Below are 18,950 nucleotides of genomic sequence, written 5' to 3'. Positions count from 1 at the left end.
TAATAAGCAACAAAAAGATATTAATGCCAGATTGTATAAATCTATGCAGGCTCATCCCACATATATTCTTTAAATTGAGTGAGTATGCTGTCTAATTCGTCATTGAAGACGTTCATAAGCTTACGTTTGCCACCTTTACGCTTGTAGTTGCCTGTTTTAAAGGTGTCATCATCGAGTACCACTTTGTCTTTAATGGATGACGCTAGGCGGTCGAGCCAGTTTAGTTGCTCGTCACTCCACTCTTTTTGTGCTTTGATTTTGCCTAACGCTAGGTTTACGCGTTGTTCAAATGGCAACAGTGCATCACCAATTGCGGCTCGGCGAATATGACCAATCAAGCGTGCTGCTACATCTTGGTTTTTAGTTTCTTTCCACGCTTTCTTGAGGGTTGGTTCATTGAAGTTTTGCGCATCAAACCACTCTTGAAGCTCTAACAAGCTTTTACGAGTTAAGTCTCTTGGGCGGTTGATGATCACATCTAATGCTTCTTGTTGGTTAGAGGATTTGTCCACCAGCGCATCAAAGGCTTCTAAGAAATCTTGTGCGGTTTCATGCTCTCCGTAGATGGTTTCTACACGTAGCAACGAATCGTCCACATCGGTAAAGATTGGCATATCGCGCAAGTCATTGATCTCTTGCTTTAGCTGTTCTAGACGGCCCACCATGTTCGTGACCTTATTAAACACCTCTGCTGACCATTTAGGGCCTTTTTGCTTAAGCGTTTTTGCAAGGTCGGCAAAGTTACAGCCTGCTGAATCTTGGCATAATTCATCAAAGCGTTTGATTTGGCTGTCTATCTCTCGTGATTTAAGACGATTAAACTCGGCATGGCTGGAGATACGTTGTAGCTTGGCAACCAATTGCTCGTGGCTGTGCTCTGCAAAGCTGCGGCCATCAGCCTCAATCGCTTTGTAGGTTTCAGAGTCGGTAATTTCGTTAACCAAGGTTTGCAGTTCTACCTTTGGGCGAACCACTACTGGGCGCATGGTATCGACACTTTGCAGGGTGGAATACAGATCAACAGCATCGAAGATTTTGAATGAGGTTTTACCGACTGCCGGACACAGACGAGTTGCTCGACCCTTCATTTGCTCATACAAGATACGACTACGCACTTTACGCATGAACACTAAGTTACAGATACTCGGTATATCGATACCGGTAGTCAGTAGGTCTACTGTGACCACGATGTTGGGTAAACGCTCTTTGTTAAAACGTGTGATCATCGACTGGACTTTGGTTGAGTCTTTGTCTGAGTCACCGGTGATTTTAATGATGGCATCATGCTCAAGCTGTGGGTATTTGGCTTTGAACGCTGTGCGCAACTCCTCAACTACCGAGTCGGCATGAGTATTGTTAACACAGAATACTAAAGTCTTTTGTGGGCTAGTAGGATCGATGTGATTGACGAGTTCCTCACACACCACTTTATTGAAGTTTGATGCAATGAGGGCACGGTTAAAATCCGCGACCTCAAAGCCTTGCTCATCCTCTAAGGTATCGTTGATCAGCTCACCCTGATTGGATAAACGCTGCACGTCTGTACCGCCAGATAAATACACGCCTTGTTCACTAAGCTTCGTGATGATGCGAATTGGCGGTTCTTGATCGGTTAAGTAACCATCGATAACCGCTTTGCGGTAGCTATAGCGATAAACAGGTTTCTTCTGCTCACCGCCAAAGATATCGATGGTGTGCAGCGCAGGTGTCGCAGTTAATGCGATTTTCACTGCATCGAAGTGATCGATGATACGGCGATACGAAGAGATAAAATCTTGTTCGTTTCTGAACTTCTCTTCCCCTTCGGTTTGCTCTTTATCAAGAATGTAACCACGATGGGCTTCATCAACAATAATGCAGTCGTAGCGCCCTACAGGCATGACTTCATCACTTTGCAACGTGCGCTTAACCAAGGACTGAACGGTGGCAACGTGGATCTTGGTGCTGTCTTCAGGGAAGCGATCGGTTAACCCTTTCACATTGAAGATGGAGTTAAAGGTATCGCCTTTGATATTGGTGTCTTCAAATGAATCAAGTGCCTGCTTACCAAGGGAGGTACGATCGACCAAGAATAAAACGCGTTTAAAGCGTTGAGACTGAATAAGGCGATACATTAAGGCAATGGCAGTACGTGTTTTACCAGTCCCTGTCGCCATGGCTAACAAGATGTCCTGCTGACCGTTGACTATCGCTTTCTCGGTTGCTTGCACCGCTTCTTCTTGATAGTAACGTAGGCCAAGATCGCTCATATCTTGATTGCGCGTAAACCAGTTATTATTGAGTTGATCATCACTCTCTAGTTTAGCGACCAATTCTTCTGGCTTGTGCCATTCTGGCAAAGCCTTTGGCATATTGGTTGGATGACGAACATCGCGATACCAAATACCACTTTTGGTTTTTATAGCGGCCTTATAGCTACGACCATTGGCAGAAAAACAGAATGGAATTTTAAAAGATTGCGTATCAGTAGAGTCTGACCAGGATGGAAGGTATTTGCCTAACGCTTCTTCAACTTGCTCTTGTTCTTCATCGTTACGAGCAACTTGCCTTAACTCATCAGTTAAGAAGTTAAAGTCAAAATACTTACTGTAGCGGTAAGCTTCATTAAGCTTCGCTGACACATCTTTGTTGGTCTTTTTTGCCTCAACAACCGCTATGGGCTTTAAACCAACGAACAATACATAGTCTGCAAAGCCTGTATGGCCGGTTTCATCTTTACCAGTCGGCCACTCAGCAATAGCCATGTTTCGGCCTACTTGAGGTCGAGTGCCGTTGGCAAAATTAAGATTCTTGGTGTCCGCATCCCAACCCGCCTTACGAAGCTGATTATCGATAAGGTAGCGAGTCTCGCTTTCGCTTAGATTCAGAGCACGCGAAGACGCTTCTTTTGTGATCTGTTGTTTGTATGCTTTACGCTCGATTTCTGTCTTCTTTGAAAGCTCGATTTCCTGCTCTTGGAGTTTTGACTCCAATGCGCTAATTCGAGCTTGAGACTGCTCTTGGGTTTCTTCTTGCTTACTTTCCAGTACTGAAATATACCCGTTTAATGCGGTTAGCTTGGCTTGCTGAGCTTCTACTTCCGATTTAGTCTGTGTTTCACTTTGGCGAGCTAATGCTAATTCTTGCTTGAGGCTGAGAAGCTCCTCTTCGAATTGCGCTTCATTTTCGGAGTTAGGAAGAATAAATTCAGGTGCTGGAAAGTCGAAGTTTTTAGTGACTAATCGGTAGTACCAAACCGCAAGGCGAAATGCGAGACGTAAGCACATTTCAGCATCTTGCAAATCATCGTGATACTCATGAACGGCTTGGTTGCCAATTTTACGGAGTTTATGAAATACATTCAGGATACCATCATCAACAAATGGGATTTTACCTAACTCTCTCAAGAGATCATGTTGATTATCTGGAGTCTCAATATCAAGCAGTTTTGCTAAATGCTTTGCGGTTGCTTCACCAAATTGGCGCAATTTTACCAGTGTCGTATTTGGGTCATCTGGATAGTTTTTCTCTGCGGCACGCGCAATGGCGAACAGAAAATCATTCACACCCTTTAAAAACTCAAAATTGGATTTCGACATCAAGCTCTCCATAAAACCTGCAATAACGCCCTCACATGTTTGAATACAATAAGACGAAGGAAGCGTTCTATATTTTTGAATCTAAGGTCAATTATAACAATAGCTTAAATAAATAATCTTCAACTTATCAATAAGTTGATAGTCCTCACTTAATGCGGACAACGATAAATGCGATTATATAGGTTTGGTCCCATAATTTGAGATTTGAAAGCTAATGATGCATTTTCATCGCCATAGTATTGCAAGAGGTTTGCATAGCAGGGGGCGAGCCATTCGAGTACGATTCGTCGTGCTTGTCTTGTAAACTCCGTATTACTCTCTTGTTCAATATCAGGAGTATTTTCATAGTTTTGTATGCAAAGAGAAGATAGTGTAACTAACCTATCCGCTAATCGATCATTTTGGTCAGACAAGCTATCATTTAGTGCTTGCCCTAGGACTTCTTTAAAATCTTCTAGTGTTTTAGGTAGAGATCGGTAAGTCTCATAATGAACGCGGATAACCTCATGCAATACTACCTCCAGCTCAAATCTATTTAATATATAAGTTTGGTACTCTGAAAACTCGTCTTTAATATATGGAAACACCTCACATAAAATTGGTGTTCTAAATAGATCATCTTCACTTTCTCGAATATGCCGATATTGCACCAAGTGCAGAGCTTCATGAGAGATAGTTCTCTCTTTTTGCACTTTCTTAAACACATGAACGTTAACTGTATCTTCAGCAAATCTACTGACATGACCTAGAACATTCTTTTCAGCAAAACTTTTTCCATAGGCATTTACGCAGATATTTTTTGTGCTTCTCACTATATTCGAAATAATTCTATAAACCCTTTGGGGTGAACAAACTACTGTGTACAAAACCATAAATGGTAGCAAGGAAATTACAAAGAAACACATCGAGTAGTATGCTAGAACCCCATTTTTATTACGAACAGAATTCAATCCAGCTTTTGCTTGAACTATTTGTGCTTTTGCCTCTTTCATAGAGTTCTTTAATGACTCGTCATGACGCACAGATTCTAGAACTTCCATATAGATCTTCTTAAAGTCCCTAGGCAAAGACTTGAGCTTTTTAAAAAGACTATCTTTGATATAAAACTCAAAATCAGTGAAACTGTCAGCCGTTAAACCTTGCGGAGGAAACTCACCAAAGTCTTGCTTCAGTTGAGTTGATATATTTCTTTTCATTAAATGATTAACTCACAAATAAAAGGCTAGGGTCTCCCCCAGCCCATCTACATTACTCGAATGGTTAGATTTTCCCGAAACCCCACCAGGTTTCGCCAGACCAGCCTGCATCATGTTGAAATGCCAAACTAGAATCTATATTAAGTTTGCTACACAGCTCCGCTGGGTCGACGTCATCATTCTCAAAGTCGAAAAGTTCACGTAGCTTCGGATGGATGTATGAATACATGCAGACATCAGATACATAGCAGAACAGAATTGTAGGATCTTCTTCAATTTCACTGTCACCCGCTTCCGCTTTATCAAACAGGTCGATCATTTTGTCTGACTCTTCGCCGTATAGAACTAGGCCTGAATATGGAGAGAAGAGTTCTTCTCGATCATCTTTAATTTTTATTACTGGAATAGCCATTTTTCACTCACTTATCACCGGGCAAAATACAGTCCAACAATCTCCTAATAGGAAATTTCCGTATTGTCGAAACGCAATTAGGTCACTTCTTCCCAAAATGCCAAGCAGTTGCTCACCATTCACTTCAACCTCTTCTGGATCAAAATCGATACTATCAAGCAATATTTGGGACAGATACGAATATTCAAAATTCTCAGCGTCGTAAATAAAAAGAATCGACGGGTCTTTCGATGGGTCGCTCTGCAGTTCAGTCATTTCCTCATAAACCTTATCGTCATCAAGGTTCTGACCGTAGATCATACGTCCCGTAAACGGTGAGTGAATGTTCTGCATATCGTCACAGACTTCAATAATCGGTGTAAGCATTCGAGCTCCTCTACTTCAAAGATGGTGCGATTCTAGATGAGATGATTCCTAAGCGAGGTTTGTAAGCTTATGAACGCATCTATGTCTAATCGAATACTATCTGAGAGCTTGAGGAAATGCTGATCACTTCACGCCAATTTAATTGAGAAAAGCCATGCTCAAAACCAAGCACTGCCTTTAATACACGCCACGTGGCTAGCCAAGATTGCCATCAAGCGCTTTCTGAACATCCGTTGTAGATGGCGGAGACATAATAAACCTGAAGTCTATACGCCTATTTTTAGGATCGTTCGTTGGTTGAATATGCTCATGGCCTGCGACTGGTCTATCATCACCATACCCACTAACACTAAACACTGGCTGCATTTGTTCATTCTGCATCCCTTTAAGAAGAGAAGTACCATTAACCAGTTTATTAAAGGTATAGTTTGCTCTGGCGGTAGATAAATCACGGTTATCACCAAATTGATTTAACAAAGCCCCACGAATAGGGACATTGTCAGTGTGCCCTTCGATGAACACTGAATTCAACTTTCCTTTAGTTTCTGGAAGACATTGAAGGTCATCGGGCTGCACAGCTGCATAGCAAGGTAATATCAACGCCAATACATTGGATACTGTTTTAAGCTTTTGGATATACTCATCATCTAACTCAGCTCTCCCCGTAGGGAATAGAATTGCGTCCTCACCTAATCGCATTACGCCATGCTCCATATCCATATCGACCTTCAACCCCCGCTTCTGCAATGAATCTTCTATGTTTTGAAGAAGCTCAATTCGAGCACGCGAATTTTCGACAATATCGGTAAGATATCCTCGGGCAATGTTGCGCTCTGAAACTAACTTGGAGTTCTGTTCTTCTAGCAATTGTTGAAACTCTCTAGACTGCTTTTCCTGACGAGTTAACTCTAAGTTTTTTCTTTCTAAAGTTGCTCTAAGTTTATTCGCTTCTCCTTCTTTTTTACGGGCTTCCTCTTCTTTTTTACGAAGAGAGGATTCTTGCTTTTTAAGGTGAGCTATTCGAGCTTGATATTCATTCTCTTTACGCAAGCTGTCTTCGTTTGCTGACATCAAAGAAATCATGAAAACAGCGAGCAATATAATGAATACAAAAATCAAACCTGACATGATGTCTGAGACAGAAAGAATATAGCTTCCATCATCCGAGTATTTTTTACTTGCCACGTTACTTCACCATGTAGTCAGCACGTTTAGGTGCAAATTTTGTCGCATTCTTTAGCATGTATGAAGCTCGATACTGCCATAGACCGGTTTTGCTCAAGTGAATACCGAGGTTGTACTTAAGTCCTGGCAACTGAGAAACAACTTCATTAAAGGTGGCCACTTTTGTGCCTAGCTCAGCGATAAAACATTCATCAGCTTGCGTTGAATAAGCAACGACAGCATCACCTAATTGCAGCAACAGATAAATATCACCATCGGGAATATCTGTTAGAACATTGCTATCAGGTAGTTGTCTACAAAACTTAGCGTGAGTATTAGGCGAGCAATATATTTCGATATTCGTAGCAAGTCCCTGTTCTAAGTAAACACGAAAAAATTGGTTCATCCAAGAAAGACTAGGTACATCAGAAAAAGCCGGTTCTAGTCCACAAAATAACTCAAACCTTTTGTTAAGCCACTCCTTGCGCTGTGATAAAAGTGAGCCTACAAAATCTCCTACGCCTATCTCCAAACTACTTTTATGATTTGAGACAAAATGTCTAGCTCTGTAGGATTCCGTATCAATATTTGAAGAAAGCTCAAATATGTCAGATGTCAGATCTGATAATCCCGAAGTCAACTTGGAATCAACAACATTACCAATATTCGACAAAAGAACATCACAACTTATGACATCGGAGCGCGATGCAAACATGGATTTTGCCTGAGGCCAAAAACCTTCGATTTCGAGCACATTACCCATACGAACTCGCTTATTTCTATTTAGTACGCACAAGTGAGCCATTACTCTTTGTCCATAGAGCGAAACGTTTTCGGTATTGAGCTTCTTTAGAGAAACTAGCCTCTCTGTGTGCTTATAACCAAGCCTCAACTCTTCGTCTGTTGGTGTCCAAGTGTTGTTAGTCAACTCCGTACTAAGTAATTTCGCGGTATTCGCCAATGAAGAAGCAGTTCTGAACTTATTCATCAGAGGTTCCCCTCCATTGCACTCTGAGCCTCAGTTACAGTTGGTGGCGTCATAATAAACCTGAAATCAATGCGTCGGTTTATGGGATCGTTTTTAGGGTAAGGATGCGCGTGTCCCGGAACAGGCCTGCCTTCACCATAACCACTCACACTGATTACGGGCAGAGTACTAGTGTTTAACATTGAAGCCAGCAAGGGCTGACGATTGGTGACTTCACGATAAGTAAACATGGCTCTATCCGCTGATAGCTCCCAATTATCCTTATACTTTTTAGCAAGTCGCCCCCCAATAGGAACATTATCCGTATGCCCTTCAATAAAGACCGAGTCAATCTTTCCCTGAGTATCAGCTAGACACTTTCCATTATCAGGTTGGTTACTACCATAACAAGGCAGAATCTCTGCTAGCACTTCTGCCACAACCTCCAAGCGGTCTAGCTGCTCTCCACGCAGGTCTGCGGACCCGGTTGTAAATCGGATCGCATTCTCATTTAGACGAAGTACACCATGCTCCACATCAATATCCACCTCGATGCTACGTTTAGCTAGAGCATCTTGGATATCGGTCAGCATGGCACCACGCATGCGATTATTCTCTTCAAATTTACTCAGGATCTGAGTTAACTCTTGCATTTTCTCTTCGTGCTCTCTCGACGCAATCAAGAAGTCAATCACGAAAATCGCAAGGGTAATAATGAAGATAAACATCAAACCGGACATGATATCTGAAACAGACATCATGTAACTTGAATCCTCACTATGCCTTTTTATTCTCACGCTTGAGCTGCCTTCTTATACTCGGTACTCGAAAGATCGTTAACTAATGCACCAATCTCATTCGCGGCTTCCATTAGGTTATTGGCAACATCTGCAGACTGACTGTCCATGTTCAGTAACTGGTTATTTGCGTGGGTAACATATTGTTCTAAGCCTTGGTTGAGCACCTCAAAAGACTGGTTCAGTGACACTTCAAACTGAGCAGCAAAACCAGCCTGTGAAGCAACAAGTGAATTCAACTGTTCCGTTGCCTTTGAAATAGCTTTATTTGACTCACCAGATTCAACGGCGCTAACTTGAACTTGTTCAATCAAGTGTTGGAACTGTTGAAGCGTGCTACTTGTCTGTTGGTTAGCCTCCACAAACTGATGAGATGCGGAATCTAAATTCGTGATTACTTGATTGAAACCCTCTAAACAATTCATTGAGCTTGAGTTCAGCTGATTAACCACTTGAACATTGCCAACGAGTTCAGTATTCATCTTCTTGAAGCTATCAACCACATTAGGAAGTTGAGCTATCGAATCTGCTACAGCAGACTCTGCAGTGCGCATCTGCTGAGCTAGATTAGAAACTTGCTCACCTAGACTCTCTGCTACCTGCTGTAACATCTGTGGCAACATTTCACTGGTCAGAGTTTGATATTGCTGCAATGAACTACTCATGTGATCAGACGTTAGCTGAGCCAACTGTTGCGGAATATTCGCAAACTCAGCTGACGTTTGGCGCATCGTAGTTGTGTAGTTCTCAGAAACCTCAACAACTTTAGCTTGAACTGTGTCTGTCATAGCGGAAACCACGCTTTCTACGTGGGTAATCACCTCTTTTTCACGAGATGACATCTCATCCACTGAAGTCGCTAACTGTTGGGTCAAGCTTTGAACTGAGGACTCTAGATTAGAAGTCAATTTCGAAGTAGTCTCCAACGTCTTATCTTGCGCTTCTGAGAAACGATCTATATTAGAAAGCAACCCAGTATTCATCTCCTGAAGGACAACACCCATCTGTTTGATCTCTGTGCCAGCAGACTCTAATAAGGACTCTCGGAATTCACGAGATACACGGCGAATGGTGTCATCGGTAATTCGTTGTTGGTCTACTTGGAAATCAGCGAGTGCTTTTGTCTGAGCTTCAGTCGCTTCAAGTTGCATCGCAGCCAATTTATCGGAGTCAATCATCTCAATATGTGAAGCCAAATAATCACTAAAGTCTTTCACTGTGACTTCTAATTTATGGAAGCGCGATTTCTCATACCAAGAGAAAATCATAGAACAGATAATACCCACGACAGAGGTAGTAAATGCAATGCTAGCACCAGATAGAAGCGGATTTAACGAAGCTTTAGCCGATTCAATATCTGATGAGCTTAGGCCTACTGAAGCTTCACCAATACCTATCATCAAACCAACAAAAGTAAACAATAAACCCGCGCCCGTCAGCATGTTCGGGATAGCGGTGTATTGACGAACATTCACATGTGGCTCGACAACCGTTTCCATATTGAACACGGAGTTAACCTGTAAAGTATTTCTCAATGCTGGCGCTTGACCCTGTTTACGGGTGTAGTGAGTATCCGGAAGCTGCATACTTCTACGATAGGCTCCCCATGACGGCGCTAGATACTTTACTTTTTGAATCAGCGAATGCATCTTGTCGTAGTTTTGATATGCGATAGATGCTGAATTAGATGTCCAATCCTGCTCTACTTCATTACCATCGTCATCGTAATCAACCTGATGCTTTAGCTTGCCAAGTTCACTGTTTACCTGATTAAGTTGTTTAATCAGCTTGCCGGTAGCACCATGAAGTTTAAATGCTGTAATTAAAGCACCTATGATGATTAGTGCACTAAAGATAATCGTCAAAGGGTCTTGAAAGATGCTACTCATTAGAATCTTCTTCCTGTTTTAAAGTAAGTTGCTTTGTCTAAAATGTTTCGATAACGCTTGTCTCTATCGTCATCGACTTTTCTTTGTTGCTCTGGGGCTAAAGGCTTCAACCAATGAGCTGGCGCTCTCTTTCCTGGTTTTATTCCCTTCCCGTTCAAAAATCTTGCTATCCGATTTTGGTAGTAACTGAGATGGTCGTGAACCCAATCAGGCTCTAATCGGCTGATGGTCTCCGCATCCACATATTCGCTCTCAAATAGCGCTTGTTCGAGCTCATCGGTTCGTTCGAATATGCCGAGGTCAAAATGGGGCCCGATAAAGCGCTCAACTAAAAAGTAATTGCCCACATCAAATACACAGATCTCGCTCTGGTTATTGAGTGGCGACGAGTTCATGGTCTGAACACGAAGCTCATCAAGGTTCACTTTGTCTCTCAATATTGAAGATGAGCGATCGGTAAGAAAGAAACGAACTCGTTTAAATGCATCGCTGTAATTAGCCCAAAACATAATGCGGCTTCTGAGGTTTTTTACCTGCCGCTCGTTAAGGGAGCTATCGTCACTGGTCTCAATAAGTAACTCAAATATCTTTGAAACCGACTTATATTCAGTGACATTGAAAAAGCTCTTTAGCTTCAACTGCGATGCTTTTGAGAGTCGATACCAAATTGTGGTTTTGGAATCAGGTAAGCAGCGATGCTTTATCCATTTTCCAAAAGCTGAATCACTGCTGATAGTTCTAACTTTATCTAGCAGACGCTCAAGCTGCTCAATAGTGTTGTCCTCAGAAATAAAGTCCTGGCAACTTCTCCACCAAGTCAGCTGGGCTTCGGAAGGGTTCAACGGGATTGCATCTTCTGCTTGCAGAGCTATGGTGACTATATGAGAGCCTTTATGTTCGAGTCCTAAGCCTTTGAAAAACAGATCTAAGCTCTTTCCATTACTCATGGTCGCTCTCGCACAAAGCAGGTACTGTTCCGAAACCAAATATCGCGCTATTTCAATCTGCTGTTTAGCAAGCCTTGAAAAAGACTTAGGTAAAACACGAGGAAAGCTATCGAGCAACCAGCTCGCTACAGCAATATAATTGCGTGCAATCCCTGAAACCAGTTTCTTCACCAGTTCAGAAAATCTCACTTCATCGCTTTCGATAGCTGTCCAAACCGCTTTTATTGCTCGCTCTTTTTCCGACGTTTCAAGTCCCTGATATTCCTCTTCAGAGCGCAATATGATCAGCCACTCTAGAGAGGATAAAGGTTCGAACCGTTCAAGTTTTGCAATCAGCTGTATGAGCTTCTTTTGTGTAAAAGAGTTGGACGCACTCTGAAGCTGATGGCTTTCTCCACCAAGAGGTGGAGTAAGAGAGTTAACCTTTGGTGTTGACGGCAATGCCGGCTCCAAAAACCAAGGATTTCGATTCATTCTAATTACCTACCAGCTCGGTTAAATCATGACTCTTGAACTCAAAGCGAAAAACCACCTTTCTATTCTGAGCGACAGGTAAACTTGAATCTGCGTCTAGGTTGCCTCTGGCTGCTGGCAAAATTTTCTCAAGGAAACGTCCTTTGTAGGCAAATATCATCTGCTCAATATGAGAGGTCACAGCTTCAGCGCGATTTAGACTCAAAGACATCGCTCGACCTCGGCCTTCGCCCTGAGCAGCATGCCCTTCAATCACCAGGTGCAATACCTCCTCAGAGGTTTCATCATTCAAGAAAATCGCTTGGCTGTAAATTGGGATCAATTTGTTTAGGAACTCGCGCGCAGATGAATCCAACGTTGAACTATTGCTCGAAAAATTTAGCCCTTCAGTTAAAGCAAGAGAGCCTGTCTCTAGGTCGACCTCAGACTCGATACCCGCTTTCTCCAAACCTTTTTGGATTTCCTCGATAATGACAACTCGATTGCTCTCTGATTGCTCTTGATATTTATAAAGCTGGGCTAGTGTTGCTATCAGTAGCAATGCAAATACCATCAACAAACCAGCCATCAAATCACTGATTGATAACCAGGTTCCAGTTTCGTCGATTTGCTCTTCTGAATAATCAGTAAGATTTTCCATTAAGCAACCTGCCCTTTCTTATCAGTCAGTGCCGCTTTTTCGTGCTGTGCTTCTTCAATAACTGTGCTCATGAGATCTACCGCTCGATCCAGTCGACCGTAGATTCGAGATGAAGTTGCGTCAAATACAGTGAAGTACTCTTCTACTGACTTGTTCGCACGTTTGAAGTAATCATCCATTTCTGGGCGCATCTGCGAGGCCACAGCGGCAAACTGAGTTGAAGACTCTGCAAATGCTTTGCCAAGGTCCGCAACCTGGCGTCCAATCGACTGCTGAACAAGCTGAATCTCACTAGCCCAACTCGCTTTCTCAAGTCCCATCGCTTTTGCCATAGACTGAACTCGTTCAGCAGCTTCAGCCAGTTGAATAAACTGTTTGTCTAGGTCTTCAAGAAGCTCCTTACGTTTGGTGTACTCTTCTTCAAACACGCCTCTAAAGTTATCTACAACATCATTCAAACCACTCTTCTGCTCATTCAAAGATTCATCTAGCAAGCGATTTTGCTCGGTGAAGTAATGGGTCAGGCTAGCTTGATAGGCATCTCTAAAGCTTTCGAGTTCTGTTTGAACCGTGCTCGACATTCGAGAAACTTTGCTGTCAATATCACCCAGACCAGTTTCAAGCTCTTGGCGTGCAGTACTCATCAACTTCGCAGATTCGTCTCCGACAGAACGAAGCGTAGTAGCCTGTTCATTAAACATTTCCTTCGAATCTGCAATGATGGTCGAGAAAGCCACCGTCTGCTTTTCGATAGACTCATTACCAAGCTTAACGATACCTGTAACCTCCTCAGAGATTTCAGACAATGCTTTAGTGCTATTCTCTGCGAACTCGTTCAGTGAACGGTCAAGTGACCCTGCGAAGCTATCTAGCTTTCCTAAAGTATCGGTCTGGAATTTGACTAGCTCGGCCGTAGCCTTGGTCATTTCAGCGTTTGATACTTCAACTTGTTTAGTTAGATCATCAGTCACATCTGCAAAGCGAGACACTACTTTATTGGTTTCACTCAACTCGGAAGTTACAGGCTCAACAACCTCTTCACCCATCTTCTCAACTAGGTGTTCAAACTCCTCCATGCGAGAACGAGATAGCTCTTCAATTCCAAGTTTTATTTCAGCTGCTGTTACATTGCTTTGGTCTAGGAGAGTGCTTATTGGATTCTGTACTTCATCTTGAAGAGCCTTGCTCAATTGCTCTTGAGTCAGAGAAGAGCTTGCAAGTTTAGAAGTGGTTTCAACCAGTTCAGCAACGTTTATATTAAGCTCACCTGAAGCCTGAATGCTTTGGTCTAAGCGAGTGCTTAGTGGGCTCTGAACTTCATCTTGAAGAGCCTTGCTCAATTGCGCTTGAGTCAGAGAAGAGCTTACAAGTTTAGAGGTGGTTTCAACTAGTTCAGTAACGTTTATATTAAGCTCACCTGAAGCCTGAATGCTTTGGTCAAGTCGCATACCGATCGGTTGTTCCAACTCTCTATTCAGCGCGCTAACCAACTGCTCTTCTGTAAGAGGTGACGCCTGAGATTTAGACAAACTTTCTAGAACATTTGAAAGAGAGAACATGGCCTCGTTAATCTGACGATTTTCCGTAACAATCTCGTCGAGTTTCTGAGTAGTTGGAGCAGTCACGGAGCGAGAAAGACTTTCCTCAAGCTGATCGTGAGTAACTGTCTTGTCTACTAGCGTATCGATTGCACCAACTTTAGCCGTTATTTTTGACAGCTCTTGCGAAATAGGAGCTGTAAGCTCTGTTTTAAGAGATTCCGAAATATTCTGGCTAATAGTATTTGCCAGCAGTTGCTCGTCTTGCTGCAGAGACTTTAGCTCGAGCGAGAGAGCTGATTTAAGCTTATCGAGGCTAGCTTCCACAGCCTGCGAATTACGTGATGAAATATCTTGGTATTCTGTTGCTGACATTGCAGATGGTTTTGCGACTAACTGCTGAATAGCCGAGGTAAGCTCCGAAAAATCAAGAAGATCACTTTTACTTTCTTTTTGATGCTCTACCAATTGATGCAGTAAGTCATTGCCTGAGATTAACTTAGAGCTCTGTTGTATTTTCAATAAAAGCGCGTTTCTTCGTTTAGCTTGTGCTGCAATAGCCCAAGACAGATAGAGCATAAATAGAAAACTGGCAGCCATACCAGCAATAGAGGTTAAGAAAGCTGTTCCTAACCCCTCAATCAAACCCATAGCTTGCTCAACAAGTTTGGAAGAGTCATTACTCATCCCTCCAAGCGAACCAAGTCCCAGAGTAATACCCACAAAGGTACCCAGAATACCGATTGTTGTAAGTATTGCAGGAACGGACTTATAAGCCGCGCTATTGAACGGGCTAACTATGGAGTCAACAGAACGCAGCAATAAAACAGCAGATTCTTCAAATGAAATCAGCTTGCCTTTTTTACTAGTGTGAGTAGCACAAGATTGGCTTGCCAGTAGCTGAGCTTCTTCACTTAGGTGAGCGATCGGCACACCTCGACTAGATACTAGTTCCTCAAATGACTCTTCTGTTTTCTCAAGTAGTTTTGAGTGGTTCGCTTGGGAGGTTCTGAGTTTGAACAAGCAGGTGACGGCTAGTACCACTGTGGATGCTATAAATATAATATTTATCAATGACATAATTCAACTTTAGGTTGTGTAGCTATTCGGTATTCTGTTTCTGTTAATAGGGTTCTCAGCAAATGCTTGGGAATATGTTCGGCATTCCATTTCGAATCCCCGTCCGTCGATTTGACTGTTTGATCACCAAACCTAACGCTAAAAACATCGCCAGTGGGAAAATTATCTAAGTCTGCTTTAAACCAAACACTCGCTGGAAAGGCTCGATAAAACTCTACTTGCCACGCAGACTTTTGCTGCTGTAAAGCATTTGCTATATGAGTATTGATGTAAGGTTCACTGTCTTCTCGAGCTACCTTCCAAGCTCGATTTATAGCTGTTATTCGCTTTACAAAATCATCAAAAGTCATCGATGTCTCTTACAGGTTTAGACATAAGTTAGTTGCTTCATATACATTGCAACAGCTATTCACTATGAGACAGACAACTCAAGCTGCATATGATTCAATACAAATACATCAAAATAATTAGTGATGTACTAGTTTAAAGACAATACCGACAAATACTGTCTCTAATACTATTCCTTTACTAGATGCGTAGTTTATATACATTCACCAAAACTATAGGAATAACCAAAATTACAAACTGATGTTAGTTTTAGCCAGTCGCTTTCGATATTAATGAGGCGAGTATCACCTGCTTACCAAGCTTCAAAATTTCCTTGAAACTAAAACCTTTGCCGATTCTACATCAGTGTCTATCAATTTTATTTATCTATTAGCGCCATTTCAGTTCAAAACTTACTGTCCGAATCAGCCACATTGTTCTTTATCAAACAAATTAAAATTCGAACAAGTAACGGGTCAATTCGTTCAGCTGCGATTGGCTGCGTATTTTCAAACGCACAGCAGGCTCGCCTTTTGTAAGGCCGGGAGACGCATATGTATTACTATGCCTGCCTTTTTCAGGGGGATATACCGACTTTTCAATGCTAGGTAGTGCCTCTAAATCATTGTTAAAAGGCAACCATACAATGGCATATTCATCACGTAGAGGCTGGTCTTGTTGCACAACAACCCCAAAGCCAGAGGTAATATTCCAAGCAAACGCTTTTTTTGTTTCTCCCTCGGGAGGGCCTAACTTGCTAGTGATAAGTTCAATCGTTCTAGTTTTCATTGAAAACTCCTTCATATCAATTCAAACTATCAGTCTAAATCGGTCTAAAAATTATGGAGTTTTATAAGCTTGTAAACTAGTAATCAAATAGATATTTGTCTAACGATTTGAGCTCTGCTTCAGAACTAACGGTTATCAGAACACCTTTTTGCAATTTTTCTAGCCCTGCACAATAGTAAGTGTATTCAGGCCTAATCTGTTCTCTTTCATAAACGTCAAATATTAAGTTAGGGCTTTGCACTATGTCTTCGCTGTATGGTACCCAAAGTTCAGCTTTGCCCTGATGCTTCTTACATAAAATTACGCCATAACCTGATGTAATCTCCCAGTAAAATTTCCCACTTCTTATTTCAACCGGCCTTCCTAAATTAGTAACTAATAAGCTATTGACCAATTTGAACATTGAAGTTTGTAAAGTATCTGATGTTGCGCGGTTAACTGCTGCATACCTTCGATAGCAACCGATACCTAGTACAATGAAAAGATAGACTGGCAATATGCCTGTGAAAACTAAACCAGCGGTTTCTATAAAGCCTAATCCAAGAAAGTTAGCTACATGAATACCAAAGTCAGCCAGATATAAATAAGCGCTACTTAACATTCTTAAATGACCAATAAGTTACGATTAAGACGACAACTACAAGTAAAGTTAAAAGAAGGAACAGACCAGCTCCAGAATTGATGCCTAATTTATTCAAAAAGTCATCAACTTGAACTGCATTCCTATGCCATATTGATGGGCGAGCAACTTCTTCACCATTTATCAATTGATAACGGGAAACCTCACCATCAATGAATTCAAATGAAGGTGTCGGAAGTATTGTATTGGTAACCACCAGCGCAAATACGCCGAAAACAACTAACAAAGAGAGTTTCTTAATCATATCTTTACTTTAAAACTTTATACGAAACTTTTTAGCCAAAACTACGGCATCGAGGTGCCCCAAAGAAGCAGCTTTAGAGATCCACTTCTCTGCCACTAATCTGCTACTCAAACTATTGCCTACATTAGTCAATAAATAATGCCCCAACTCATACATAGCGTCTGCCGAGCCACTCTCAGCTCTTCCTGTCAAAAAATTAACTCTAGAACTATCTATTGACACACGCTTATTAAGTTTATCCAGTGAATTTTGCGAGAGGCTATTAACGCCAACTGCGACGTGGTTCCCCTCATCAGCAGAAGGTAGTTCAGGATTTTTTTTCACGTTCAACCTAAACTTATAAGCAAAGTTCTCTGCCTCTTTGTGCCCATTTTCGGCAGCCTTTACGATCCAAGATTCAGCCTCCTGCTTTGCTTCCCGGTCACTGCGATGATTTCTAAGCATGCTCTGCCCCAACCGGTACATTGCTTCCGAGTTTCCTTGTTCTGCGGATTGTCTAATTAACGTTCTAAACTGGTCTACCTGACCAAGATGTTTTGCTAGCATTGCTTGTGATAGGTAAACACTTCCCTTTGATGTTAAATCCTGGTGCTTACCAAATTTGCCAGTTGCAATTTCTGCTTCCCAGAACTTTTGTAACCAAGCTTCCAAAGAAAGCTTTCGTTGAGACATCATTTCTGAAGAAGGCAACGGTAAGCCAACATCCTGGGTGTAAGTACCCATCTCACGACCTAATCCCTTAAACCGTGTAGTCCCAATATTAGGGTGGATCTGATAATTAATTCGTAACAGTCTTTCACAAAAATACTGCCATAACTCCAAGTGATCATGCACTTCTAGCTGAGGTAAAGATCTAATTGTGTCGATACTCAACGAGCCATTCTCAAACAATCGTCTATCTGGCTTAAAGATTCGTGTCTCCGCGACATTTCCTCTCAATAACTCTACAACCATCAATTTATCTAGTTCAAAGATATAAACCTCGATGTTCTCTGATGACCGCTCCAAAACATCAACGAAATCAGGTAAACCACCATTATATTTGTGTACGAAATCATGGCTACCTTGAGGAAGTAGAACTCTTACCCTGTTAAATTTTGAACTGTAATTTGACCAAAACTTTGACCGATTACTTATTTGACGGACTTCGTCTTCTGTAAACCCAAGCTCATCTGCCGCTCTTTGTGAATAAAGGGCAGAAGAGATAGCTTGCAAATCATAGTAGCTCGTTAAATCATATTTCTTCTTCAACACTTCACGTGCTTGGTGACTTAGCCTACCCCAATAACTATTTGGCTGAGTAGGTAAACAATGTTTCTCTACAATTTCACTACACAAATCACCAAACTTGTAATTTTCAAATTCCAAAATGATGCTTTGACAAACTTTTATCCTAGTCAAAGTTGTACTGATAGCTTGAAAGTTGTCAAACAGCCAACCATCCTCAAAATCTGTTATATTTTGAGCATTAATACAGTTAGTTAGCTCAAGATAAACTTCCTCTGTGTAATTGTTTGCTTTTGGTAGGCGCAGCTTTTGTAAATACATCCCTATATTGGAATTATCTTCAAGTGCTTGCTGTGCAAGTTCAGCATAAGCCTTGCTCTGTAATGATATTAGCCAGTCGAGCCGAAGCGTAGTGAGCTTGTGAGGTGTTGGTACACTTCTAGCAATTGTCATTGAGTCAACAATTTCATGCACAATTGAGCTCGGTCGACCATCTAACGCCAACCCGACTTTGAATAAAGCTATGTCACTTACAATCTGATTTGTCCCGATACCGGTCCAAACAGCTATCAATGCTTGTTGAGCCTCTTGCTCATCTAGTGCGTTCCATTGCTCGCTATTCTCTAATGCATCTAGCCACTCGAATACATGCACTTCATCTGTACGACGATTCTC

The 18,950-nt window shown here is 41.8% G+C and carries 16 protein-coding genes; all 16 read right to left on the bottom strand.

The genetic code is table 11. The features are described 5' to 3' along the window. Positions 1–41 precede the first annotated feature (41 nt). The 16 genes from hsdR to OCU48_RS14325 all read right to left on the bottom strand — a co-directional run bounded on the left by hsdR (position 42) and on the right by OCU48_RS14325 (position 18,848). Positions 42–3,578 carry a type I restriction-modification system endonuclease gene (gene hsdR / locus OCU48_RS14400; protein ID WP_141345784.1) on the bottom strand — a complete coding sequence of 1,179 codons (3,537 nt, stop codon included), beginning with the start codon at positions 3,576–3,578 and terminating at the stop codon, positions 42–44. 149 nt (positions 3,579–3,727) lie between these two features. Further along, on the bottom strand, positions 3,728–4,774 hold the full coding sequence (locus OCU48_RS14395) for a hypothetical protein (protein WP_141345782.1): 1,047 nt from the start codon (positions 4,772–4,774) through the stop codon (positions 3,728–3,730). A 64-nt stretch (positions 4,775–4,838) separates the two neighbouring features. After that, entirely contained in the window at positions 4,839–5,186 is a 348-nt protein-coding gene (locus OCU48_RS14390; protein WP_141345780.1) for a hypothetical protein, read from the bottom strand. Positions 5,187–5,189: 3 nt separating this feature from the next. Continuing rightward, positions 5,190–5,552 (bottom strand): hypothetical protein, encoded by a 363-nt coding sequence (locus tag OCU48_RS14385; RefSeq protein ID WP_141345778.1) that lies wholly within the window; start codon positions 5,550–5,552, stop codon positions 5,190–5,192. Between the two features lie 195 nt (positions 5,553–5,747). Further along, entirely contained in the window at positions 5,748–6,737 is a 990-nt protein-coding gene (locus OCU48_RS14380; protein WP_244312308.1) for an OmpA/MotB family protein, read from the bottom strand. A gap of 1 nt (position 6,738) precedes the next feature. Next, positions 6,739–7,704: a hypothetical protein gene (locus tag OCU48_RS14375; protein ID WP_141345776.1), complete on the bottom strand. Its 966-nt coding sequence runs from the start codon at positions 7,702–7,704 to the stop codon at positions 6,739–6,741. Further along, positions 7,704–8,444, bottom strand: coding sequence for an OmpA/MotB family protein (locus OCU48_RS14370; RefSeq protein ID WP_141345774.1), 741 nt, complete (start codon positions 8,442–8,444; stop codon positions 7,704–7,706). The genes OCU48_RS14375 and OCU48_RS14370 overlap by 1 nt, the downstream gene beginning before the upstream one ends. Before the next feature lie 32 nt (positions 8,445–8,476). After that, positions 8,477–10,369 carry a methyl-accepting chemotaxis protein gene (locus tag OCU48_RS14365; protein WP_141345772.1) on the bottom strand — a complete coding sequence of 631 codons (1,893 nt, stop codon included), beginning with the start codon at positions 10,367–10,369 and terminating at the stop codon, positions 8,477–8,479. After that, positions 10,369–11,790: a hypothetical protein gene (locus tag OCU48_RS14360; RefSeq protein ID WP_141345770.1), complete on the bottom strand. Its 1,422-nt coding sequence runs from the start codon at positions 11,788–11,790 to the stop codon at positions 10,369–10,371. The genes OCU48_RS14365 and OCU48_RS14360 overlap by 1 nt, the downstream gene beginning before the upstream one ends. 1 nt (position 11,791) lies before the next feature. Next, complete coding sequence (locus OCU48_RS14355) at positions 11,792–12,430, bottom strand: OmpA family protein (RefSeq protein WP_141345769.1); 639 nt, start codon at positions 12,428–12,430, stop codon at positions 11,792–11,794. Then, positions 12,430–15,048, bottom strand: a complete 2,619-nt coding sequence (locus OCU48_RS14350) for a hypothetical protein (RefSeq protein WP_141345767.1) — start codon at positions 15,046–15,048, stop codon at positions 12,430–12,432. Before OCU48_RS14350 ends, OCU48_RS14355 begins: the two co-directional genes overlap by 1 nt. Continuing rightward, positions 15,039–15,398 (bottom strand): hypothetical protein, encoded by a 360-nt coding sequence (locus tag OCU48_RS14345; protein WP_141345765.1) that lies wholly within the window; start codon positions 15,396–15,398, stop codon positions 15,039–15,041. The genes OCU48_RS14350 and OCU48_RS14345 overlap by 10 nt, the downstream gene beginning before the upstream one ends. A gap of 430 nt (positions 15,399–15,828) precedes the next feature. Further along, a complete protein-coding gene (locus OCU48_RS14340; RefSeq protein ID WP_141345763.1) occupies positions 15,829–16,164 on the bottom strand; it encodes a hypothetical protein in 336 nt (111 codons plus the stop codon). Between the two features lie 76 nt (positions 16,165–16,240). After that, positions 16,241–16,765, bottom strand: a complete 525-nt coding sequence (locus OCU48_RS14335; RefSeq protein ID WP_141345762.1) for a hypothetical protein — start codon at positions 16,763–16,765, stop codon at positions 16,241–16,243. Continuing rightward, positions 16,755–17,048 carry a hypothetical protein gene (locus OCU48_RS14330; protein ID WP_141345760.1) on the bottom strand — a complete coding sequence of 98 codons (294 nt, stop codon included), beginning with the start codon at positions 17,046–17,048 and terminating at the stop codon, positions 16,755–16,757. The genes OCU48_RS14335 and OCU48_RS14330 overlap by 11 nt, the downstream gene beginning before the upstream one ends. A 9-nt stretch (positions 17,049–17,057) precedes the next feature. Further along, complete coding sequence (locus OCU48_RS14325) at positions 17,058–18,848, bottom strand: SEL1-like repeat protein (RefSeq protein ID WP_337983909.1); 1,791 nt, start codon at positions 18,846–18,848, stop codon at positions 17,058–17,060. Between the last annotated feature and the right edge of the window lie 102 nt (positions 18,849–18,950).

The organism is Vibrio inusitatus, from assembly GCA_024346935.1.
Lineage (GTDB): Bacteria > Pseudomonadota > Gammaproteobacteria > Enterobacterales > Vibrionaceae > Vibrio > Vibrio inusitatus.
This window is presented reverse-complemented; position numbering and strand designations above follow the sequence as displayed.